This is a genomic window from Rossellomorea aquimaris, assembly GCF_001877785.1.
In the GTDB taxonomy this organism is placed as follows: Bacteria; Bacillota; Bacilli; order Bacillales; family Bacillaceae_B; genus Rossellomorea; species Rossellomorea aquimaris_A.
The window spans coordinates 863,893-885,517 of sequence record NZ_MINN01000074.1; the positions used below are offsets into that span (position 1 = coordinate 863,893).

At 42.5% G+C, this 21,625-nt stretch carries 21 protein-coding genes and 2 riboswitches; of the genes, 6 read left to right on the forward strand and 15 right to left on the reverse strand.

Annotated elements, in window-relative coordinates:
• Positions 1-107 precede the first annotated feature (107 nt).
• Complete coding sequence (locus BHE18_RS08180) at positions 108-1,472, forward strand: DUF2254 domain-containing protein (RefSeq protein WP_071618073.1); 1,365 nt, start codon at positions 108-110, stop codon at positions 1,470-1,472.
• 74 nt (positions 1,473-1,546) lie between these two features.
• Here the strand turns inward: BHE18_RS08180 and BHE18_RS23600 are convergent, their stop codons facing one another.
• From BHE18_RS23600 to BHE18_RS08225, 10 genes are all read right to left on the reverse strand, one after another.
• Entirely contained in the window at positions 1,547-1,666 is a 120-nt protein-coding gene (locus BHE18_RS23600; protein ID WP_440480379.1) for a DUF6254 family protein, read from the reverse strand.
• Positions 1,667-1,736: 70 nt separating this feature from the next.
• Positions 1,737-2,774: a YkvI family membrane protein gene (locus tag BHE18_RS08185; RefSeq protein ID WP_071618074.1), complete on the reverse strand. Its 1,038-nt coding sequence runs from the start codon at positions 2,772-2,774 to the stop codon at positions 1,737-1,739.
• Between the two features lie 604 nt (positions 2,775-3,378).
• On the reverse strand, positions 3,379-5,073 hold the full coding sequence (locus BHE18_RS08190; protein ID WP_071618075.1) for a M3 family oligoendopeptidase: 1,695 nt from the start codon (positions 5,071-5,073) through the stop codon (positions 3,379-3,381).
• Positions 5,074-5,174: 101 nt separating this feature from the next.
• Positions 5,175-5,633 (reverse strand): MarR family transcriptional regulator, encoded by a 459-nt coding sequence (locus BHE18_RS08195; protein WP_141771826.1) that lies wholly within the window; start codon positions 5,631-5,633, stop codon positions 5,175-5,177.
• A 205-nt stretch (positions 5,634-5,838) separates the two neighbouring features.
• Positions 5,839-6,078: an aspartyl-phosphate phosphatase Spo0E family protein gene (locus BHE18_RS08200; RefSeq protein WP_071618077.1), complete on the reverse strand. Its 240-nt coding sequence runs from the start codon at positions 6,076-6,078 to the stop codon at positions 5,839-5,841.
• 249 nt (positions 6,079-6,327) lie between these two features.
• Complete coding sequence (locus BHE18_RS08205; RefSeq protein WP_071618078.1) at positions 6,328-6,828, reverse strand: GNAT family N-acetyltransferase; 501 nt, start codon at positions 6,826-6,828, stop codon at positions 6,328-6,330.
• A 130-nt stretch (positions 6,829-6,958) separates the two neighbouring features.
• Entirely contained in the window at positions 6,959-7,471 is a 513-nt protein-coding gene (locus tag BHE18_RS08210) for a 1,2-dihydroxy-3-keto-5-methylthiopentene dioxygenase (RefSeq protein ID WP_071618079.1), read from the reverse strand.
• 13 nt (positions 7,472-7,484) lie between these two features.
• Complete coding sequence (locus tag BHE18_RS08215) at positions 7,485-8,120, reverse strand: methylthioribulose 1-phosphate dehydratase (RefSeq protein WP_071618080.1); 636 nt, start codon at positions 8,118-8,120, stop codon at positions 7,485-7,487.
• The gene (locus tag BHE18_RS08220) at positions 8,107-9,321 is read right to left on the reverse strand and encodes a 2,3-diketo-5-methylthiopentyl-1-phosphate enolase (protein WP_071618081.1); all 1,215 of its coding nucleotides are present in this window, start codon (positions 9,319-9,321) and stop codon (positions 8,107-8,109) included. The genes BHE18_RS08215 and BHE18_RS08220 overlap by 14 nt, the downstream gene beginning before the upstream one ends.
• An 89-nt stretch (positions 9,322-9,410) precedes the next feature.
• Positions 9,411-9,517, reverse strand: a riboswitch (SAM riboswitch).
• A 42-nt stretch (positions 9,518-9,559) separates the two neighbouring features.
• Positions 9,560-10,759: a pyridoxal phosphate-dependent aminotransferase gene (locus tag BHE18_RS08225; protein WP_071618082.1), complete on the reverse strand. Its 1,200-nt coding sequence runs from the start codon at positions 10,757-10,759 to the stop codon at positions 9,560-9,562.
• 119 nt (positions 10,760-10,878) lie between these two features.
• Between BHE18_RS08225 and BHE18_RS08230 the strand changes: the two genes are divergently transcribed.
• From BHE18_RS08230 to mtnA, 3 genes are all read left to right on the forward strand, one after another.
• Positions 10,879-11,655: a carbon-nitrogen family hydrolase gene (locus tag BHE18_RS08230; protein WP_071618083.1), complete on the forward strand. Its 777-nt coding sequence runs from the start codon at positions 10,879-10,881 to the stop codon at positions 11,653-11,655.
• Between the two features lie 105 nt (positions 11,656-11,760).
• Positions 11,761-11,912: riboswitch (SAM riboswitch) on the forward strand.
• A gap of 112 nt (positions 11,913-12,024) precedes the next feature.
• Positions 12,025-13,212, forward strand: a complete 1,188-nt coding sequence (gene mtnK, locus BHE18_RS08235) for an S-methyl-5-thioribose kinase (RefSeq protein ID WP_071618285.1) — start codon at positions 12,025-12,027, stop codon at positions 13,210-13,212.
• A 10-nt stretch (positions 13,213-13,222) separates the two neighbouring features.
• Positions 13,223-14,275 carry an S-methyl-5-thioribose-1-phosphate isomerase gene (gene mtnA / locus BHE18_RS08240; protein ID WP_071618084.1) on the forward strand — a complete coding sequence of 351 codons (1,053 nt, stop codon included), beginning with the start codon at positions 13,223-13,225 and terminating at the stop codon, positions 14,273-14,275.
• Between the two features lie 355 nt (positions 14,276-14,630).
• Here mtnA and BHE18_RS08245 read toward each other — a convergent pair whose 3' ends face one another.
• From BHE18_RS08245 to BHE18_RS08255, 3 genes are all read right to left on the reverse strand, one after another.
• Positions 14,631-15,230 carry a metalloregulator ArsR/SmtB family transcription factor gene (locus BHE18_RS08245; protein WP_071618085.1) on the reverse strand — a complete coding sequence of 200 codons (600 nt, stop codon included), beginning with the start codon at positions 15,228-15,230 and terminating at the stop codon, positions 14,631-14,633.
• Positions 15,231-15,334: 104 nt separating this feature from the next.
• A complete protein-coding gene (locus tag BHE18_RS08250) occupies positions 15,335-15,799 on the reverse strand; it encodes a methylated-DNA--[protein]-cysteine S-methyltransferase (RefSeq protein WP_071618086.1) in 465 nt (154 codons plus the stop codon).
• 14 nt (positions 15,800-15,813) lie between these two features.
• Positions 15,814-17,967, reverse strand: a complete 2,154-nt coding sequence (locus BHE18_RS08255) for a PAS domain S-box protein (RefSeq protein ID WP_071618087.1) — start codon at positions 17,965-17,967, stop codon at positions 15,814-15,816.
• A 175-nt stretch (positions 17,968-18,142) separates the two neighbouring features.
• Here BHE18_RS08255 and BHE18_RS08260 point away from each other — a divergent pair, with 175 nt between their 5' ends.
• Positions 18,143-19,168, forward strand: a complete 1,026-nt coding sequence (locus BHE18_RS08260; RefSeq protein WP_071618088.1) for an acyltransferase family protein — start codon at positions 18,143-18,145, stop codon at positions 19,166-19,168.
• 293 nt (positions 19,169-19,461) lie between these two features.
• Positions 19,462-21,195, forward strand: a complete 1,734-nt coding sequence (locus BHE18_RS08265) for a B12-binding domain-containing radical SAM protein (protein ID WP_071618089.1) — start codon at positions 19,462-19,464, stop codon at positions 21,193-21,195.
• A 22-nt stretch (positions 21,196-21,217) separates the two neighbouring features.
• Here BHE18_RS08265 and BHE18_RS23755 read toward each other — a convergent pair whose 3' ends face one another.
• Positions 21,218-21,346, reverse strand: a complete 129-nt coding sequence (locus tag BHE18_RS23755; RefSeq protein WP_268876299.1) for a hypothetical protein — start codon at positions 21,344-21,346, stop codon at positions 21,218-21,220.
• A complete protein-coding gene (locus tag BHE18_RS23190) occupies positions 21,346-21,507 on the reverse strand; it encodes a hypothetical protein (protein WP_171910673.1) in 162 nt (53 codons plus the stop codon). Before BHE18_RS23190 ends, BHE18_RS23755 begins: the two co-directional genes overlap by 1 nt.
• Positions 21,508-21,625: the final 118 nt, after the last annotated feature.

Sequence of the window (21,625 nt, forward strand, 5' to 3'; positions counted from 1 at the left end):
TACCGGCTTCCGCTATTGCAGTTATCTCGGGTGCATGGATGAATAGATTCTTTTCTTTCGTTCAGGATATTCATATAGCATATTAAATAAAAGGTGGTCCAACGAAGATGCATCTGAATATCCATATCCTGAAAAAAGCCCAAAAAAGCTTTTGGTTCGTACCGCTTGTTTTATCATTGATTTCACTCGTTCTTGCGCTTCTCACCTTTTCTTTTGATTGGTGGCTGAGTAAGCACGACTATCCCCTGCTCCCAAAAGTTTTATTTGCCAACTTCGACTTGAGCATGACCATCATAAGTACCATTGCCTCTTCCATCATGACCATGACTACGATTACCTTTTCCACTATCATGGTAGTACTTACAACCTTCTTGTCCCAATATTCACCCAGGACGCTTCAAAATTTTATTAATGACCGCCCCACACAGCGTGTTCTTGCCATTTTTGTTTCAGGGGTCGTATACTGCATCACACTTCTGATACTCCTGAAAGATGAATCCGGCCAGGAGCTTTTCATTTCCGCTGCGTTTGCTGCAATCGTTGCAATCATCTGCCTTTTTGTATTTGTGTATTTCGTTCATCACGTTTCCAACTGGGTGAAAGTCAGCAACCTGATTCATAATATTACGATTAAAACGAACAACAAAATTGAGAATAGCCCGCTCTATAGAAAAAAAGATAAGTTGGAATCGACTCATACAGGAATCGATCCCTTATCTTTCGAGGATACCCAGCCGTGTTATGTATATAGTAATGAATCCGGTTATCTGCAGCATATTGAAATTGAAGGGCTGCTCCATAGGGCGGTAACAAATGACTGTGTTGTCCGCATGATTAAGACGCCGGGCGAATATCTCCTGGAGGGAACCGCGGCGATGGAAATCTGGTCGGAGGAAGATGATATAAAACCTGAAGAATATTTGAATTTCATTAATATGGGCCCGGATAAGGAACCGATCGAAGATATTGATCTTGGTATAAGAAAATTGGTCGAAATCGCCATCAGAGCCATTTCTCCTGCCATAAATGATCCAAACACTGCTAAAAATTGCATCGAGGAGATAGGGATCATCTTATCAAAATTAGCGAGACACAAGCTTCCAGGTTCTCATATTACAGATAAAGAAGGAAATATACGCATCATCCTTGAGCAGCCGGATTTTGAGGATTATCTATACCAGAGTTTTTATCAGCTGCGGCATTATGGAAAGCAGGATATATCAGTGATAGCCGAAATACTGAGATCTCTCAGGATGATAGCAGAAAATAATAAGAAAGACATTAAGAAGATAATCTGGACTTTCAAGGATTATATCTTGGAAGGAATCAATTATGACAGCCTGCAGGGCCTGGATATGAAGTACTTGATGAAACATCTGGAAGAACTGGCTTCCAGCTGCGGCCAGCATGAGTGGGACCGGGACGCAGTCAGAAACTCTTATTTTCCTATAAAATATAAAACCGGGGACTGAAAGAAATCAGAACACAGCTAGTTCCCCTGGGATATTATTGGTAAGGGGGATGGCACAGGCCATCCCCCTTAAACTTATTTCTCTTTATCAGGCTGTGATAATTCTTTGAATGAAGGTACCTTGCCGTGGGGTTTTTGATCTTCTTTCCTGACGTTCCATTGTCTTTCTTTTTCATGCTTCGATTTAGTCATCATTTTTCCTCCTTTAATAGCTGTATTTTTATATTGAGCAAAAAACAAAGAATTAACCGCTTGATTCCATCAATCATTTTCCACTATCATGCTTCATCCATAACAGAACCAAAAACAGTAAACTCAAATATCCGAACAAGGGGTATAAATAAGATAATAGTTTACTGTATTCAAAAAAGCTCAGTAAATAAATCACTGCAAAAATTGCGGAGAATGTAACGAAAGAAGGTCCTTTCCAATAACCCGCAAGCTGTTTCTCCAAACCGAACACACCACCGATGACGGAAGTGAAAATTTCTCCATAAATGATTAAAATGTAGACAAAATACAACCCTGCAGCAAATGATTTCATTACTACTGCCATAGGTATTTCATACAGCGTCACTTCGGGGATCAAGACAAGGGTCATATGACTCGAGATCAATATCAGCGTCAGGAAGAAACCGCCCAAATAACCTCCGTATTTAATCACTTGCCTGTCTTCCACCTCACTCGCTACGGGTACCAGGACTGCCTGTGCCATTGCTAAATTGAAAGCAACATACGAAAAAGGGGCGACCACCGATTTCCAGCCGTCGTCAACAGGAGGGATCGTCAGGAAAGCCTCTAAAAATCCAGTATCTGTAACCGAGTGTCCCATCAGGAATAGGTTGAATATGATCATGAGCGGCACCACGAATGTGTTTACCGCAAAGAGCCCCTTCATTCCTACCATCATCGTGATGAAGCCAAGCACGATTGTCAGTATCACCCCGGCCTGTTTCGGCATCAGGAGCTGTTCCTCGAAGACGGCACCGGCACCGGACAGCATCACCGCGGAAACCCCGATCAGCATGACCATCATCATGATATTCATGAACTTTGAGAACCATTTCCCAAATAGGTATTCGTTAAATTGCTCAAATGACTTCGCCTGTATATCATGTGACTTGAGCATGATCCTTGTACCCATTGTAATGAATAAGTATCCGCTGAATAAGATGGCAATGAAACCGATGAATCCAAAACGGGTGAAAAATTCCACTATCTCCCTTCCCGTCGCAAACCCTGCACCGATAACTGTTCCTACATATACAGCAGCAATTTGAAATGCCCCTGACATTTTTTTCATTCACTCACCTCATACCTCTTCTACTTCACTCTATGTACAAGCTGAAGAAATCAGAAGCAAAAGACAATAAATTACCTGATTCAACCGAATGAGGATGAAACGAACGTCTTGATAAGACTTTAAACAACGCTATTGATGTTCGCTTTCCGAGGGCAGCCTGTGATCCTCTTCGTCTAAGAAGGCAAAGAACACCTTCATGTCAGATTCGCCTTATTCCATACGCCTCTCTTAAAAGCCGCCACCGCTTTTCTGACAGTAGTCTTCGTCCTGTACTACAATCAACCGCTGGACGTGATGACACCCCCTTTTAAATATTCAAAGAAAAAAGCCGAACTAATTTGTTCTGCAAGGAAAATTAGTCCGGCTATCCCATTATTTGAAACTTCCTGCTTTAACGTAAACTGCACGCTGCGGCATATAGGGCTGTTTGTGATATGTACTTTTATTCACCTTATGGCATTGAGCCCACCGGTATTATTATTTTCTCTTCAAGAAAAAAAGGAGTGGCAAAATCAAAACCAATTGATTAGGCACTCCTTTTTATGTGTCATTTTCGTTTATGCACTAAACAGTAACCCATTACGGAAATCGGCTGTTTTTTATTTTAAAGATTCTTATCATCTATTTGGTCCAGCCACTTTGCGATCGGCTCGATCACTTCTTCGACTGCCCCTTCCTTAAATGGAGAATCCAGATTGGCTGAAGCAGCAAGCTCAGTGAACGAAAGGCTTCCCCCCAGTTTACAAAGAGCCGCATAATCATTCCATGCTTCTTCACGATTCTCGTTCATTTTCACCCAGAATTGAAATGCACAGATTTGCGCAAGTGTGTAGTCAATATAGTAGAAAGGCGAGTTATAAATATGCGATTGCCGCTGCCAGAATCCACCATTTTCCAGATAGTCAATGCCGTCATAATCCCTGCCCGTCAGATATTCCTGTTCAATCTTCCTCCACCCTGCGTTCCGTTCTGCCGGACCTGCATCGGGATTTTCGTAGACGAAGTGCTGAAATTCGTCTACAGCGACTCCATATGGAAGGAATTGAAGGGCATCACTTAAATGGGAGAATTTATACTTGTCCGTGTCTTCCTTAAAGAACAATTCCATCCACGGCCAGGTGAAAAACTCCATACTCATCGAATGGATCTCGCAGGCTTCATATGTTGGCCACTGATACTCCGGAATATCGAATCCTCTGCTGCTGTATACTTGGAAAGCATGACCTGCCTCGTGGGTAAGGACATCGATATCACCGGACGTCCCGTTGAAATTAGAAAAGATGAAAGGTGATTCATAATTAGCGATATACGTGCAATACCCTCCGCCAGCCTTTCCTTTCTTCGCTTCCAAATCCATTAGATTACGTTCAATCATAAAGTGAAAGAATTCTTTTGTTTCCTGTGACAATTCATCATACATTTTTTTACCGTTATCAATGATGAAGCGGGCATCCCCTTTTGGTGCCGCGTTCCCGGAAGTGAATTTAAACCCTTCATCATAGAATTTCATGGAGCTGATTCCGATCCTGTCAGCTTGTCTCCCTTTTAATTTGTTCACCAGCGGAACCACGTGATTTTTGACACCCTCACGGAACACTTTCACCATTTCCGGTGTATAATCCGTTCTCGTCATACGATAATAGCCGAGTTCGACAAAGTTTTCATAACCAAGAGTGACAGCTATTTTGTGGCGGACCTTGACAAGATCATCAAAGATACTGTCCAATTCTTCCTGATTCTCTTCAAAGAAACGGACAGATGCCAGCGATGCGTCCTTACGCGTATCTCTGTTTATTGATTGAGTGAAAGGTCCCATCTGAGCAAGTGTTCTTTCTTCCCCTTGAAATGGGATTTTTGCAGAAGCCATTAATTTCGTATACTTGGAAGAGAGTTTATTCTCTTCCTGAAGCAGTGTCACCACTTCTGGTGAGTAGGTTTTGATTTCACTCTCCGCCAGTGAGAATAACTGTTTTCCAAAACGCTTTTCCAGTTCCGGCCGGAAAGAAGAAGTCAGGAGCTCTTTGTAGTAATCTGTGACTAGCCCCTGGAAATCCGGCATGATTTCATCGAAATAATCCTGTTCTGCTTTATAGAAATCATCATTGGTGTCGATCGAATGACGGATATAGCAAATGTTTTGCATCGTATCGAAATGAAGGCGCAGCTCATTGATTTCATTCATAGCATTTACTTGTTCATCTGCTGCAGCGGCTTGCTTGAAAGTCTTCAATGCCTGGTTTATTCCATCTTTGATTTCCGGCAGATTCGGCCGTTCATATGTATATTGTTCAAATTTCATCATAGGTCCCCCTTTTTAAAGTCCATCTATTGTATTCGACCTATGCTTCTGTTTTTCCTACAAAAAAAAGAGTCTTCTGAGCAAAAGACTCTTTACATCTGTCAATATGATAGATTTTTGATCGAAAGACCCAGCTTTTTGACCAGTTCGATTACCTCACTCTTTTCTTCGGAAGTAAGAGCCGACATCAATTCATGGATCCTCATTTCATGATTTGGGAAGATCGTATCGATCAGACTCTGGCCAGCATCCGTAATCTGGGCATAAGTCACACGCCGGTCTTTCGGACATGCCACACGTTTAAGCAGCCCTTTTTTCTCTAATTTATCCACCACATATGTGATGCTTCCGGAGGCCAGCAGGATTTTACCGCCTATTTGCTGCAGCGGCTGATCCCCTTTATGATAGAGGAGTTCCAAAACAGCAAATTCAGTGGGATTCAAACCATTTTCTTGAATATTCTTATTAATCTCTTCATTTAATGCTTTAAATGCACGGGAGAGAACGATAAAAAGTTTTAATGATTGTTTTGTATCTTGGTTTTCACTCATGGTTTTCATTCCTTTTAACTAATATCTCAGTTTCAAAATATTATACTAGAAATTAGTGGATAAGTCAATCTCTTTAAGAAAGCAGAAACCCCCCGTATCAGTAATAAGCCGATTCGGAGGGTTTCATATGGAGATTAGTTATAAGATGAATTTTTCTTAGGCAGTGGTCATTCTGAGAGGTTCTTATCTTAAAAAGGCTTCATTAAGGGGGAAATTAAGATGCTGTTTTTTTGAGTAATGTTTTGATTGCCTGACTGAATTCATACGGTACTTCCTGAAAGTTATAAGTGCGTTTATTACAATTTTGATATTGGTTCAATAGATCATCCAATTGCTGGCTGCACTCTATTGTTTCCTGTGCCCCCAACCCCATGTTTTCTCCAAGTGAAATCATTTCAGCACGCTTTTGATTAATTTTTACAAGTAACCACTTCTTTTTAAGATATTGACCCATTTCGTACTAACTCCTTTTTGTTTTGTGACTGTCAGGCTGGAAAATACAACAGACCTGCATATGGTACGCAGTCGATAGCCCGGCAGCAGATTGTTCAATTCCCTGTGATTCTACTAGCGACTCTATTAATAAAAACGTTACTCAGTTAGTATCGCAACTATTTGCAGAAAAGTAAATAGATTCGCAAAACAAGACAAAATGACTAGTAATGTCCGTTTTTTCGACAAATATCTAGAAGCCGGTAACAGGTCATTTCTGAATTTCCTTACCCATAATGATATATTCATACGGCGTATTCGGAAAGAATCCACCGCTTATTTCTTTCCACTTCAACTTTTTATAAAAAAGGCGGGCTCCTGCGTTATCTTTCCGGACTGTCAGCAGCGCTCTGGATTCTTTTCTGTTATCAATTAATTGTTTAGTTAATGACATGGCGATGCCTGCCCGCCTGAATTGTGGATGTACCCCTAATTCGGCAAGTTCCATGCAGTCTTTCAGCCATATCTTCTCTTTCTTTAGGTGCATGGCAAGCAAGTCATGATAGTACTGGCCTGCCCGTGAGCTGTAGCCGTAAATGAACCCCGCCAGTTTGCTCCCTTCGACTGCGAAATACCCTTCAAAGCCGGGGTACTCCAGATGTCTTCTGATTTGTTTCTGCATTTCCAGTGGATCTGTACCGTGGAGAATCCGGTATAGGTTGAGCATGTCAAGGAAATAACTGCTGTTTATCGTAATAGGTACCAGCTTCATCCATACACCCCTTCCGCAAAACAAAGAATTACATTAACTTATGCAGTGTGGTTATACATCATACTTATTCATTTCAACCTGACGTTACAAAATAAAGGAGGAAAAGCCCATGCTTTCCCTCCTTTTTCGTTTAATAAATCGGTACCCATCCTTCTTGTGTGACAAAAATACGGATGGCCACCACTTGTTTATCTTCACTTAATGTAAAATAGTGCCGGATATTTTCGGGTACGGAAATCAAGTCACCCGGATTGAGATGAACTTCGAAGAATTTTCCGTCTTTTCCTTGAATGATGAAAACACCATGCCCGCTTACGATGAAGCGGACTTCATCGTCCGTATGATGATGCTCCTGCTGAAAATTTTTAAGGAGCTGCTCAAGATTTGGTGTAGCAGGCGACAAGGTAATGACGTCCCATGCCTGGTAACCCCTTCTAGAAGAGATATCTTCTATTTCTTCCCTGAACGCTTCGATAATGCTCTCCTTTTCGGAATCTGACAGCTCGAATTTTTCACGCAGGCTGGTATCCAGCTTTGATAGAGACCAACTCTCATAGATTACCCCCTGGTTTTGCAGAAATGAAACAACCTCTTCCTGATTTTCTATTGTTTCTTCCGATTCCTGTATCTTGATTGTCGTCATAGTGCCTTTCCTCCTAAATAGTCTGTGAAATATTTTTCAAAGACAATAATGATATGTGATATTGAAACAAAAATTCGCATGCTTCCAGGAGCTTTTTAGCCTCAAAAGCATTCCGGCCCCACACCGTGATTCCATGATTACGGATCAGCACGGCCCCTTTTTCTTCCGTGGCATAAACGGAGAATTCTTCTGTCAATCGGGGGATATGTGCGTGATTATGAATGATCGGGATGATCAGTGAGGCATCCTCTTCCCATTTATCAAATGCTTTAATCAATTCCTGGTTCCTGAAAGTAATTTCCCCTCTGTCTCCATACAGCTCACTCACTACATTATTAGGAACTGTATGAACATGAAGGCTGCAGCCTGCCTGACTATTCCGGAATACCCTGCTGTGAAGGAGTGTTTCGGCAGAAGGCCGCAAATTGGTTTCTTCCATTGCTTCACCATTTTCATCTACAAGCAAAAAGTCTTCATCTGTCTGCTTCCTCTTATCTTTTCCGCTTGCTGTAACCAGGAAAGACGCCGGCGAAGAACTTACCCTGATGGCAAGATTCCCGCTCGTCCCCATGAACCAATCTCGTTCGGCAAGCTCTTTTTTCACTTGTGCAAGCTCTTCCCATTCGGCTTTATATTCATTTTTTCCCACTGACTGCAGCCTCCCCTCCCCATAACTTGAGGGCTTCATCCAGCTCTGCATGACCAGCCGCTGCTTCAGCAAGCGGAGTTCCATTCAATACAGCCTCAATTGCCTGCAGGAAGGCCTTCCCTCCACCTTCAGCACCGTCCGGATGGCCATGCACCCCTCCGCCGGCATTTATGACACACTCATGACCGAAGTCAGCAATCAACCGAGGCACCAGCCCTGGATGAATCCCTGCGGAAGGAACCGGGAATGTTTTATTGAATACATCCGGTGTTATCAATTCGTCCCTGATCTTCAATACTTGTTCCTTGTCCAGTGCCACACTTCCATATGGCGAGGGGAATAAAGATAAATCTGCTCCGGCCATCCTCAGAAATTTACCAAGCCACAAAGAATAACTCACCCCGTAATGAGGGGAAGCAGCCGATGCACCTGCAAAGGACGGATGGGCCATGATAGGGAGGCCGATTTCTTCATCTTCCCTTAACTCCTGCAGCACATCCAGACCATATGTAAACACATTGAATAATATAGCGTCCGCCCCAAGTTCCCTTGCCCTTTTCGCTTTTTCCTTTAACCTTGCTGTCCTTCCGGATAAATTGACTGCATAAAGAGTGCGTTTCCCAGTCTCTTCGAAGACTTCTCGCAGAACATTGGTTCCAGTCCTGATCCTCTCTTCAAAAGGTGTCAATTCATTATCGAACAGGATTTCATCATCCTTGACCAGATCCACTCCCCCGAGCGCCTGTGCCCTGAGTTGTGACTGCAAATAAGTCAGATCCCTTCCGATCACCCCTTTGAAAATGCTCATTAAAAGAGGTCTGTCAAAGACATTCACTTTCTCCCTGATTCCTTCCAACCCGAATCTTGGCCCGGGATATTCCTTCTTTAAATCATCGGAAAACTCTATGTCTATCAGTTTCACACGGCCATCAAGAGAAAGTTTGCCAAAGACGGTCGTTAGGATGGCCGGTATATCATTCGAATAGTTCCCGGAAGGATATGCAATCCTAACTTCCGCTGTATCTCTTCCCTTTTCTTTGACTTCCACAACCATGCCTTTATACTTTCTTAATTGTTCCTGCTCCAGCAGGGGAAGATCTGTCCATGAACCGACCGTCAGTCCAAGTGCGATACCTTCCGCTTTCTTCTCGAATGTACCGCTCTTTCCGGTCAAAATATATGTTGCAATCACTTCGCTCATTCACGCTGCCTCCGATCATGTATGTTCTTTTAAAGCACCTTTTCAACAAAAAAACCCCTTCGATAAGAAGAGGTTTTATACATTACTCTGTCTTATCTCTCAGCAAAAATACTGCTGCAAGAATTAGCACCGTGCTTGTTAAAAGTCGGTTGCCGGGCTTCATAGGGCTGGTCCCTCCGCCTGCTCTTGATAAGAAAAATCATTTGCTATTAAATTTAATTTCAGTTGGATTATGGCATCATTTTTCATTTCTGTCAATCTTTTTATCGAATAATTTTAAATTTTCAATTCTCTTCACAGCTTCTCCCAGGCGTGCTTCACTGGTCAATAAACCTGCTCGCACATAGCCTTCTCCATATTCACCAAATCCCACTCCGGGTGCAACTGCCACATTGACTTCTTCGAGAAGATAGTCTGAGAATTCCTCAGATGTGAAACCTTCCGGCACCTTCAGCCAGGCAAAGAAAGAACCAGCCGGTGCCTTTACATCCCACCCGATTCCCCTCAGTCCGTTTATGAATGTCTTCCTTCTGGATTCATAGGCAGCCACCAGTTCTTCCACACATCCCTGAGAACCGAGCAAAGCCTCCACGGCCGCCTCCTGCACTGCTCCGAAAAGACTTACATACATATGATCCTGGAGGATATTGATACTGTCGATCACACTCTTGTTCCCGACAGCAAAGCCCACTCTCCAGCCTGCCATATTATACGTTTTTGAGAGTGTGTATATTTCGATGCCCGTGTCTTTTGCTCCGTCCGCTTCCAGGAAGCTGATTGGCTTTTTCCCATCGAATCCGATGGCACCATATGCAAAATCATGAACGACACATATCCCGTGTTTCTTCGCTAGAGCTGTCGTTTCTTCAAAGAATGGTTTGTCGGCCACAGCTCCGGTCGGATTATTGGGATAGTTCAAAAACATGAGCTTGGCTTTTTCCCTTTCCTCCATTGGAATCTTGCCATACTGGGGAAGAAAATGATTTTCTTCTTTGAGGGGCATCTTCACCATCCTTGCTTCTGCAAGGGATACACCGGATAGATAATCGGGATATCCCGGGTCTGGTACCAACACCGTATCGCCGGGATTCAAAAGGCATTGAGGCAGTTCAACCAATCCTGCCTTTCCCCCGAATAAAACGGCCACCTCTTCGTGCGGATTGATATCCACGCCATACTCCCGCTTATAAAATACCGATATGGCTTCCTTGAATGAATCTAACCCCCTGAAAGGGGAATATTTGTGGTTGCCTGGCGAGTTAACCGCCTTAACCATCGCATCCACGATATGCCGGGGTGTCGGCTGATCTGGATTTCCCTGCCCCAAATTGATCACATCGTGCCCCTGTTTCAACACTTCCTGGACTTTTCCAGTAAGTGTTGCGAAAAACTGCTGCGGCAGTGAGTTGATTCTTTCTGCTTTTTTAAAGGTTGTCATCTTTTCACCTTCTGAACTTTTTAGAAAATTATTTACTTTCAAATTCTAGTCACAAATGATATAACGTAAAGTAATGATTGTAAAGTGAAAATTTTTAAAAATGAGGTGTTACTTTGGGTATGAAGATTGGACTGGCACAAATGGATATCTCATTTGGCCGCCCTGATGAAAATAAAAAACAGGTTCAGAAGTGGGTAGAGAAAGCGGATGAGGCAGGGTGCGATATTGTGGTCTTCCCTGAATTGTGGACGACCGGTTATGACTTAACAAGAATCAGTGAAATCGCGGATGAAGATGCTAAAGATATTTCCGGATTCCTTTCAGAACTTTCTTCTAAGTATTCGATTCATATCATCGGAGGCTCTATTGCCAAGAAAACCGAAGATGGTGTTTCAAACACTCTCCTCGTTGCCGAAAACAGCGGAAACATCATTAAAGAGTACGATAAACTCCATCTGTTCAAGCTGATGGATGAGCACCATTATCTTCTTCCGGGCAAGGAAGACGGCCTGTTCACACTAATGGATACGGTGATGGCCGGCATGATCTGCTATGACATCCGATTCCCCGAATGGTTCAGGAGACATGTAGTCGAAGGGGCAAAGGCCGTCTTCGTGGTGGCCCAGTGGCCTGCCGAAAGAATTTCGCACTGGAAGACCCTTTTAACGGCACGGGCCATTGAAAATCAATGCTTCGTCATTGCATGCAACCGCACAGGAAGCGATCCAAAGAACGAATTCGGAGGTCATTCGCTGATCATCAATCCCTGGGGGGACATCATAGCGGAAGGAACCCTCGAAGAGGAGTTAATCACAGCAGATATCGACTTGAATGAAGCAGCTGAAGTAAGGAAGAAGATCCCGATCTTTCAAGACCGGCGGCCGGAATTTTATTAAAATAAAATTTTCCCAAAAAGTTATTGACTCAGTATTTCAAATAATGATACTATTCAAACCACAAAGCATTACAACCTGAGATGCAACCGCAATGCAACTGAATAACTCTTATCAAGAGCTGGCTGAGGGATTTGGCCCTGTGAAGCCCAGCAACCGACCGTAATACCGTTGTGAGACGGGGCGCTGTATGCGCCGGATGATTCCATAAGGCACGGTGCTAATTCCAACAGAAAGGATACCTTTCTGAGAGATAAGAGGCGAATAAGATTCGTTCTTTAAGCCTCTTTCCCAAAATGAAAGAGGCTTTTTTCAATGCAGAAAATAAGCCTCCTGAATTACAGAAAAGAAAAAGATCAAGGAGGAAACATCATGTCATTAAGTCCGGTTTCAAGCTATCAACCCCTGAACGAACAAACTGTCAAAGAATTGGCGTTCAAATTGAATTTTTTTGAAGAGGATGCAGATCTGTCCTGCCAGGAAATAGGTGACGGAAACTTGAACCTTGTATTTCAAATCAGCGAGAAGGGGAAAAACGCGATTATTATCAAACAGGCCCTTCCCTATGCGAAAGTGGTGGGTGAAAGCTGGCCGTTGACGGTGGACCGTGCAAGAATCGAGGCGGATGCATTGAAGCTCCAGCAAATCCATGCCCCTGATTTAGTACCACAGGTATTCCATAGTGATGAACTGCTCGCAGTCACTGTGATGGAAGATTTAAGTTCTTTGAATATATTGCGTACAGGACTGATCAACAGAAACCCTTTCCCGTATTTAGCAGAACATATAGGCACGTTTTTGGCCAATACGCTGTATTTCACTTCCGACTATGCACTGCATCCTTTTAAGAAAAAAGAATATGTCAAGAACTTCTCTAATCCCGAACTGTGCAAGATCACCGAAGACCTGGTGTTCACAGACCCTTTCTTCAACAGTGAAACGAACGATTTTGAAGAGGAATTGCTGCCCCTTCTAAAAGATTTATGGAATAATTTCACTTTGAAACTCGAGGTGGCAAAACTGAAGAAAAGCTTTATCACCGAGAGCGAAGCACTCTTGCACGGCGACCTGCACACCGGCAGTATATTCGCTGATGAAAATCAAACAAAAGTCATCGACCCGGAGTTTGCCTTTTACGGCCCAATCGGCTTTGACATCGGCCAGTTCTTTGCAAACCTGACTTTCCAGGCAATCACCAGGGAAGACACGGAAGGAAAAGAAGAGATCCTGACGATCCTCTCTGACACTTGGAACGTATTTTCTGAAACATTTTCACAACATTGGCAGGAAAGCGGGGACGCGTATACAAAGGTAAATGGGTACTTGGAATATGTCTTGAACAAAGCCTTTCAGGACAGTGCAGGTTTCAGCGGGTGTGAGCTGATCAGAAGAACGGCCGGGCTTGCCCATGTCGCAGACCTTGACGGCATTCCAGAAAAGGATAAAAGGTTAAACGCCAAAAGAAAATCACTTTCTCTTGGAAGAGAACTGATCCTAAACAGACACACGCTCTCATCAATTGGAGAACTGACTCAATTAATCAGAAAACATTCATCGTAAGGAGACAATCATGACTAATACGACCACCATCCCGACATCACTGAATTTTCGTGATGATTGTTTAGAGATATTAAATCAGCAAAAGCTTCCACATGAAATTGAAAACCTGAAGCTTTCTTCGTTAAATGAATTCTATGACGCAATCGTGACCTTGAAAGTCAGGGGGGCCCCCGCCATCGGTATTACGGCAGCATATGGACTGGCGATAACCCTTAATCACTATCAGACTGAAAACCTGGATGAATTCATTCTGAAGTTCAGGGAGGACAAAGAATATTTATTTTCTTCCCGCCCCACTGCCGTAAATCTCGGCTGGGCATTGAATTCACTGGAGAAAGCGATTGAGAATGTCCAATCCGTCAATGAAGCAAAAACCACCCTTCTTCACACCGCGATTCAACTTCATACAGAAGACGAAGTCATATGCAGACAAATCGGAGAGCATGGCCTTGAACTTCTTAAAGATAAGTCCGCCATCATGACAATCTGCAACGCAGGTTCAATCGCCACCAGCAAGTATGGGACAGCATTGGCACCTTTTCACTTAGGAAGCGAAAAAGGCAAGAATTTTCATGTTTATGCATGCGAGACCCGCCCTGTCCTTCAAGGCTCAAGATTGACAACCTGGGAATTACAGCAGTCCGGTGTAAATGTGACGCTTATCGCTGACAGCATGGCCGCCCATACAATAAAAGAGAAGAAGGTTGAAGCTGTCATCACAGGAGCTGACAGGATCACTGCAAATGGTGATACAGCAAACAAAATCGGCACCTCTATGCTCGCCATCCTTTGTAGATATTTTAAAATCCCGTTTTATGTGGCAGCCCCTTCTTCCACCTTTGATCTCACATTGCCGGCGGGTACCTCCATCCCCATTGAGGAACGCGCGCCGGAAGAGCTGACTGAACTCAATGGACACAAGGTTGCCCCGCAGGGAACACAAGTATACAACCCTGCATTTGATGTGACGCCCCATGAATTGATAACGGGCATCATTACTGAAAAGGGCGTCATTTATCCTTCCTATGAAGAGAATATTGCCAGCATGATATCTGGAAAATGATGAGGGGAATTGGAGATTTGAGCACCAGCGTCTTCCCGGCGGGCTGCCGGGGAGCTGACCCTGGTGCTTTTTTTGCGGGCTGGGCATGAGTTTAAAGCGTGCGATGGGTAGCAGTGCTTTTGGGATATTCATTCGTTTTCGGGTTTACCGACGGAGAGCTACCAACTTTTTTTAGATTTACCAACAGAAATTTTGATTTACCAACATTTTCAAGAGATTTATCAACAGTAATCAATCACTTACAGACAATACTTCTAAAAACGACAAAATTCACAAGCGTCGACCGACGAATAGGCCAATGCCTGGGCTAGAGCCAACACCATCCACACCCCCTGCGCCGACACACCTCCTTGGATCATTCCCCTTTATATAAAGCAGTCGATCCCCACATTTCCCGCGGGTTGACTTCATAGATTCCATTTTCCCTGAACATAAACTGGTGGATGATGAACTCTCTTCTCAGAGTGGCAAAGTCTGCATGAAAATCCTTGATATATTCATTGATCTCTTTTTCGGTGTATTTGGTCCCGACTTTCAACCCTTCCACCATATGTTCAAGCAGGAACAGCTTCTTTTTTTGCTGAGCAGGTATGGACTTCAATCTCCCGCTCTTTTCCATGAAATTATTCATTACTTTTTGCTTTTCTTTCAGCATTTTATCGTTCATTTCCGCCGTTCCTCCCCCTTGATCAGTGAATCGTTCAAGTACTGATGCATGATGGGCCAGCACTTTGCTATTCAGAAAATAATACATCGTATTCTTGTCCCGTCTGGAGTAGACAAGATTGCAGTCTTTCAGTTTGCTGAGATGATGTGAAATAGTTGGGGCAGTCAACCCCAGTTTTCCTGCAATTGCATTGACATGCAGAGAACCCGCCGCCAGTAGATGCACAATTTTAATCCGTGTGGGATCTCCCATCGTTTTATGGAAAGCGACTTGTTTTTCCAGCTGCAAAGAACTCACTCCCCTATTTAGATTATTATCTAATTAGATAGTAATCTAAATAGGGGTCTATTACAATTAAAAAAGCACTTTTCCGAAGAAAAATGCTTCAAATCCTAAATGCCCTGCTCAAGTGCCAGCAGGATTTCTTTTTTATCCACCTGCTTTCCTGCATAGCCGGTCATTGTTTTATCCTTACCTATGACTCTGTGACAAGGAATGATCACGGGAAATTTATTTGCTTTATTGGCCTGGCCGATGGCTCTGACGGCTTTTGGTCTCTTTATTCGTGCAGCTAGATCTCCGTAAGAGCAGGTTGATCCGTATGGGATAACGCTTAAAGCCTTCCATACCTCCTCCTGAAAATCTGTTCCTTCTATTTTAAGCGGAAGTGTGAATTCCTTCCTTTCGCCTTTGAAATACTCTTGCAGCTGGCGTTTTGCTTCCAGGAGGATTCGGTGATCAGTATGTGCAGGAACCCCGTCTTCCCCTCCGAACTCCAGGGACACTAGTGATTCTTCATCGGCCCGGAGTTCCAGCTGTCCAATCGGACTTTCCATCACAAGTTTTGATATAGACATTTGCGCTCATCTCCTTACACCTTTGGCAGATAAATATGGAAGACTGTTCCTTCACCTATTTGACTATCGACTTCCACTCTGCCATTATGCTCTTTGATTATATTAAAGCTTACCATAAGACCTAGCCCTGTTCCGCGTTCTTTCGTCGTATAGAAAGGTTCTCCGAGCTTTTTAATTTTATCCCTCGATATTCCGCTTCCCTGGTCCCTTATCTCGATATGAACACAATCATCAGCTGTTTCATGGATGCCAATCGTGATGACTCCGCCCTGGGTCATCACTTCAATCGCATTTTTAATGATATTGATGAAAACCTGTTTTAACTGATTGGGTTCAGCAAAAATCGGCTGCAGCCCTTCCTGATATCGTTCATCGTACTGAACGTTATGCATGGTCGCCTGTGCACTTAACAGCTCAACGGTATCTTTCATGATTTTAATGAGGTTTGTTTCCTGGTACTGTACAGCCTGCGGTTTAGCCAGCACCAAAAATTCCGTGATGATCGATTCGATTCTCTGAAGCTCGGACGTTATGACATTAAAGTACATTTCATGATCTTCACCCACACTGTTTTCAAGAAGCTGGATAAATCCTTTCAACGCTGTCATCGGATTCCGGATCTCATGTGCAATTCCGGCTGCCAGCTCCCCTACCACACTCAATGTATCCGACTTCCTTAATTGTTCCTGCATTTCTATTTGTTCTGTGATGTCACGGATGATTGTTAAGTTGAGATTGGAAAGCAGATTATATTTTGACGATAATTCGATATAATGAAGCCTTTCATCATGAGAGCGGAACGTTTTTAAAAAACTGGACTGGCCCTCTTCTTTCAATTGTACCAAATAATCATGGTACGTCTCGTCGTCTGCTTTAATGTTTAAAATTTCCCGGACATCTTTACCAATTAATTGTTCCTTGTCAAGATGCAGAATCTTGCTCGCTTCAGGATTGGCATCGACCACCACATAATTATGATTTGTAAGGAACAGCCCGTCCAGTGATCCTTCGAATATCTTTCGGAATCTCTCCTCACTTTCCCTCAGTTCCTTTTCCATCTGATACCTCTCACTTACATTCCTGAAGATCGTCATATTATAACCATCCACTGAATGAAGCTTGGAAGTGAATTCAAGGTGTTTCAGCTGGTTATTGGGCATTAAAAAGAGAACCTCATCCCTTACTGCACCGCTTTTATACAGCTGCTCCATCACCAGGTCGAATTTTTGGCTTTCTAACGGATAAACGAAGTCTTTTATTTTTTTGGACAATAGTTCTGATAAAGAACATTCAAAGATCCTCAGGGCAGACGCATTCGCTTTCAACACTCTCCCGTCCTGATCCCATAGGACAATCGCGTCAATCGCTTCCTCAAACAGGCCTTTGAATAATTCTTCATTTCGTTTGACCTGTATTTCCATCTGCCTTCTTTCCGTGACATCCCTGAGGATGGCCATATGGAGCTTATGATGGATAAAGGGGCTCGTTGTGAATTCCACGATTGAGATTCCGTTGTCCCTTTTTATCGGTATTTCTCCCCTGGCTTTTCTGTTCTTAGAAAGCAGTTCCTTGATTTTATCTATTTTATAATGGGAATTTTCAGGGATGAATGAACGGATATTCCGTTTGATGATTTCCTTTTTATACAGACCGACTTGCTTGGTGAAAGCCGTATTCACGTCATTGATGTTCCCCTCAAGGTCAAATAGGACGATTCCTTCCGAGGCATTCTGAAAGATATTCGACAGCAGGTGAACGTTGAGATGATCCTTCCGTTCACTCTCCTTTGATTTCGTTACATCTTTAAAGTACAAATAGGCATTAGTAGAAACGGAGGATTTTTTCAGTATCAATTCAACATGGATGATTTTATCGCCTTTGATATTCATTAATGTTTCATCTTCAAGTGACTTTCCCGATCTCATCACTTCCTGGTAGTGCGCTACGATCGGGGAAGGCACTGATGAGAAAAAGGTGTTGAAGAGCCTGCCAGTCAGTGTGGAAAGGTCCATCTTCATTACCTTGCAGGCTTGATCATTGGCATAACTGATTTTCAATTCATCATTTATGACAACCATCGCCATCGGAGAGGCTAAGCAAATTTCCCTATCGACAGGATGACAATCTTCCTTAATTAATTGATTTTCCAACTTGCTGCTTTTAGTCATTTCTACATCCTCCTATATTTTCAAAAGAAGACTTTCGGCTTAACTTACCACAGTGTTTGAATAGTACCGTTACCTAATGGTGATAATTAACAGTGAAATTCAGGTTTTACACGTTGTATCCTAGGGTAGAAAATTTATTAGCGAAAATATTAGAAAAAAAGTCGGTGATGCTTTAATGAAACAACGTGATTCTTATTTTGATAATGCAAAATTCATTTTGATTTTTTTTGTGGTGTTCGGACACCTCATCCGTTCATACATCGAGAGTGACCCATTTGTGCTCTCCCTATACAAAACCATCTACACGTTCCATATGCCTGCCTTCATTTTAGTTGCAGGTCTGTTCGCAAAAGGTTTTTATAAGGAGGGGTATATCGGTAAACTTGCTAAAAAGCTGATTCTTCCCTATATCCTTTTCCAGCTTATCTATACTATCTATTATTATTTCTTGTATGACAAATCATCATTTGAACTTAACCCATTGAATCCGCATTGGTCATTATGGTTCCTGATCAGCCTGTTCTGCTGGAACGTCCTGCTTTACGTGTTCATCAAATGGTTCAAATTCAAACCGGCAATGGGATTGACGGCAGCCATTGCACTCGGGCTGCTGGTCGGCTTTGTTGATGAAGTCACTAACTATCTGAGTCTGTCCAGAACATTTGTGTTCTTTCCGTTTTTCCTGCTTGGCTACTATATGAAAAAAGAGCACTTTGAATATTTCAAAACAAGTAAAGCGCGCATCTCTGCAGGGATCATCATTCTGCTCGTATTCTTAGGAATGTACTTTGTACCGGAGTTTTCTGATAAATGGCTGCTTGGATCAAAGCCTTATGGAGATTTCGAATGGAATGACGTCATCAGCATGGGAGTCAGGGCCTTTGTGTACGCCCTCAATTTTGTAATGATATTCAGTTTCTATGCATTTGTCCCAAGCAAAGAACAATTCTTTACGAGTTGGGGAAGAAATACACTTTACGTATACCTGCTTCACGGCTTTATCATCCGCTTGTTCAGGGTAAGCGATATAAAGGACTCAATCAATCCAACAGCAAGTCTGTTATTGTTCCTGGCTGTTTCTCTCATCTTGACGATCATCTTTTCCACGAAGCTTTTAACTTCGATCACACAGCCGATCATTGAGTTGAAATCGACCAAACTGCAAAAGCTGCTCTCAAAAAGAGAGATGAAAACAAGGTAAAATCTCTACACCGATAAAAGGCTGACCACATGATTATGGGTCAGTCCTTTTTCTTGTTAAAGATAATGTGCAGTTTTTGTCTTGTTTGTTGATTATACTCTATATAATTCGGAACTATTCTCTGAAATCCTTCTTATTCATACAATAATTCCGAATTACTTTTAGACAAATATTGAGCTTTTTCGCTCCCTCGGATAAAATGGGTAGAGCGGTCCGCTGTATCATCGCAGACAGATTAATCATGAATGAGTTATGAAACTTGGTTATAAGAAGTAAAGAAGGAGTTATTCTCAATGAAGAAAGTCGTATTAAGTACGTTAAACGCAAAATATATCCATACCAATCTCGCCATCCGCTGCCTGAAAGCATATATACAACCCCACTACGATGCAGAACTGGCTGAATATACGATCAAGGATCCGGTATTGAATATTGCTACCGATCTTTTCTCAAAAAAACCGGATGTCATCGGATTCAGCTGTTATATCTGGAATATCGAAGAGACAATCACAGTCATCCAGGTCCTTAAAAAGATCCTTCCGGAAGTGAAGATTGTCCTTGGTGGCCCTGAAGTCACATATGATGTCCCATACTGGCTCGACCGGCTTGAAGGGGAAGTTGACTTCATCGTCCTTGGTGAAGGGGAAGAAACCTTCAAACAACTTCTTGATGAGATACATGGTGATGAAAACTGGTCCAACGTTCATGGTATTGCTTACTTAGATAATAGTAAGCCAGTGATTAAACCCCAGCAGAATAAAATCGATTTGAGGAATGTCCCTTCACCATTCAGATTTGAAGAAGATCTTCCTCAGCTCTCCAAAAGGGTCACATACATCGAAACGAGCAGAGGCTGTCCATTCCGCTGCCAATTCTGTCTTTCTTCAATTGAAGTCGGTGTCAGATATTTCGACCGTGAAAAAGTAAAAGAAGATATCCGCTTTTTAATGGAACACGGCGCAAAGACCATTAAATTTGTCGATCGCACGTTCAATATCAGCAGAAGTTATGCAATGGAAATGTTCCAATTCCTGATTGATGAACATTTACCAGGTACAGTCTTTCAATTTGAAATCACCGCAGACATCATGAGGCCGGAAGTCATTGAATTTCTTAATCAAGAAGCACCTCCTGGATTATTCAGGTTTGAGATCGGGGTTCAGTCTACAAACGATGAAACAAATGATCTGGTTATGAGGAAACAAAATTATAAAAAGCTTACCCGGACGGTTACCATGGTGAAGGACGGAGGGAAAATCGATCAGCATCTTGATTTGATAGCCGGCCTGCCCGAGGAAGATTATCATTCATTCCGTAAAACATTCAATGATGTATTTGAACTGAGACCTGAAGAGCTTCAATTGGGCTTCTTAAAAATGCTGAGGGGAACCGGTCTGCGCATTCGAGCCAACGACCATCAATACATCTACATGGATCACTCCCCTTACGAGATACTTGGAAACAATGTTCTATCATTTGATGATATCCTGAGGATCAAACAAGTGGAAGATGTATTGGAAAAGTATTGGAATGACCATAGAATGGATCAAACAATTGAGCACCTGGTTACAAATTGTTTCGAAACTCCGTTTGATTTCTTTCAGCAATTCGGCTCCTATTGGGAAAGCCGCGGCTGGTCAAGGATCGGTCACCAGCTTGAAGACCTCTACAAAAGATTATACGAATTCCTTTCAACTCAAGGAAAGCATGATATGAGAGTGATCGAAGGGCTTATGAAACTTGATTATTTAAGTAATCAAAAGTATAAGCCGCGTAAGCCTTGGTGGGAAATTGAAATGACAAAGGAAGACCGTTCTTCTGTTTATCAGGAACTTTTAAAATCGCCTCAAATTGCAGGGGAAGAATTTATGATATTGAATCTTACAGAAAAAGAAATATACAAACACACGCTGCTTGAAACAATTGTATCTCCAGATGGCGGCAATCAATACGTACTGGCTTATTATGAGCCTGCCGATGGCCGTTCTTCACTCTTTTTATTTGATAGGCAATGTATACCACATTAAAAAAAGTGCTAAGCGATAACGCTTAGCACTTTTTCTTATCTTCTTTTTGCTGCTTGTTTTCTTTCAACGACACTTCAATCAGCTTCGCTGCATTGATATCTCCAAACTCCTGTCCGAATTCTTCGCGAACGGTGTCTTTTTTATCTTTCATCAGCTTCTGCCTTCTTTGCCTTTTGCAGAGTTTCTATTTTTCCCTTTAATGGCATCCTCGCCATGTGTATATTCGGCAGCAAATTCAGTTTCCTGTTTATTCTTCAAGGGTGTCTTATTATTCTTCTCGGCAGCATCGTGCTGTGCTTTTCGTTTAGCCATGGTTGATCATCTCCTTTATGTTTTACTTTTCCCACTTATTTATATGCTCATCCATTAAACTGTTTTAGAAACAATAACCATAGAACATGAATAAATGAAGACGATTACCAAAGACTAA

Excerpts from the sequence above, each read along its gene's own strand:
- BHE18_RS08180 (WP_071618073.1), top strand. The coding sequence starts at position 108 with ATGCATCTGAATATCCATATCCTGAAAAAAGCCCAAAAAAGCTTTTGG.
- BHE18_RS23600 (WP_440480379.1), bottom strand. The coding sequence starts at position 1,666 with ATGATGACTAAATCGAAGCATGAAAAAGAAAGACAATGGAACGTCAGG.
- BHE18_RS08185 (WP_071618074.1), bottom strand. The coding sequence starts at position 2,774 with ATGAAAAAAATGTCAGGGGCATTTCAAATTGCTGCTGTATATGTAGGA.
- BHE18_RS08190 (WP_071618075.1), bottom strand. The coding sequence starts at position 5,073 with ATGAAATTTGAACAATATACATATGAACGGCCGAATCTGCCGGAAATC.
- BHE18_RS08195 (WP_141771826.1), bottom strand. The coding sequence starts at position 5,633 with ATGAAAACCATGAGTGAAAACCAAGATACAAAACAATCATTAAAACTT.
- BHE18_RS08200 (WP_071618077.1), bottom strand. The coding sequence starts at position 6,078 with ATGGGTCAATATCTTAAAAAGAAGTGGTTACTTGTAAAAATTAATCAA.
- BHE18_RS08205 (WP_071618078.1), bottom strand. The coding sequence starts at position 6,828 with ATGAAGCTGGTACCTATTACGATAAACAGCAGTTATTTCCTTGACATG.
- BHE18_RS08210 (WP_071618079.1), bottom strand. The coding sequence starts at position 7,471 with ATGACGACAATCAAGATACAGGAATCGGAAGAAACAATAGAAAATCAG.
- BHE18_RS08220 (WP_071618081.1), bottom strand. The coding sequence starts at position 9,321 with ATGAGCGAAGTGATTGCAACATATATTTTGACCGGAAAGAGCGGTACA.
- BHE18_RS08225 (WP_071618082.1), bottom strand. The coding sequence starts at position 10,759 with ATGACAACCTTTAAAAAAGCAGAAAGAATCAACTCACTGCCGCAGCAG.
- BHE18_RS08230 (WP_071618083.1), top strand. The coding sequence starts at position 10,879 with ATGAAGATTGGACTGGCACAAATGGATATCTCATTTGGCCGCCCTGAT.
- mtnK (WP_071618285.1), top strand. The coding sequence starts at position 12,025 with ATGTCATTAAGTCCGGTTTCAAGCTATCAACCCCTGAACGAACAAACT.
- mtnA (WP_071618084.1), top strand. The coding sequence starts at position 13,223 with ATGACTAATACGACCACCATCCCGACATCACTGAATTTTCGTGATGAT.
- BHE18_RS08250 (WP_071618086.1), bottom strand. The coding sequence starts at position 15,799 with ATGTCTATATCAAAACTTGTGATGGAAAGTCCGATTGGACAGCTGGAA.
- BHE18_RS08255 (WP_071618087.1), bottom strand. The coding sequence starts at position 17,967 with ATGACTAAAAGCAGCAAGTTGGAAAATCAATTAATTAAGGAAGATTGT.
- BHE18_RS08260 (WP_071618088.1), top strand. The coding sequence starts at position 18,143 with ATGAAACAACGTGATTCTTATTTTGATAATGCAAAATTCATTTTGATT.
- BHE18_RS08265 (WP_071618089.1), top strand. The coding sequence starts at position 19,462 with ATGAAGAAAGTCGTATTAAGTACGTTAAACGCAAAATATATCCATACC.
- BHE18_RS23755 (WP_268876299.1), bottom strand. The coding sequence starts at position 21,346 with ATGAAAGATAAAAAAGACACCGTTCGCGAAGAATTCGGACAGGAGTTT.
- BHE18_RS23190 (WP_171910673.1), bottom strand. The coding sequence starts at position 21,507 with ATGGCTAAACGAAAAGCACAGCACGATGCTGCCGAGAAGAATAATAAG.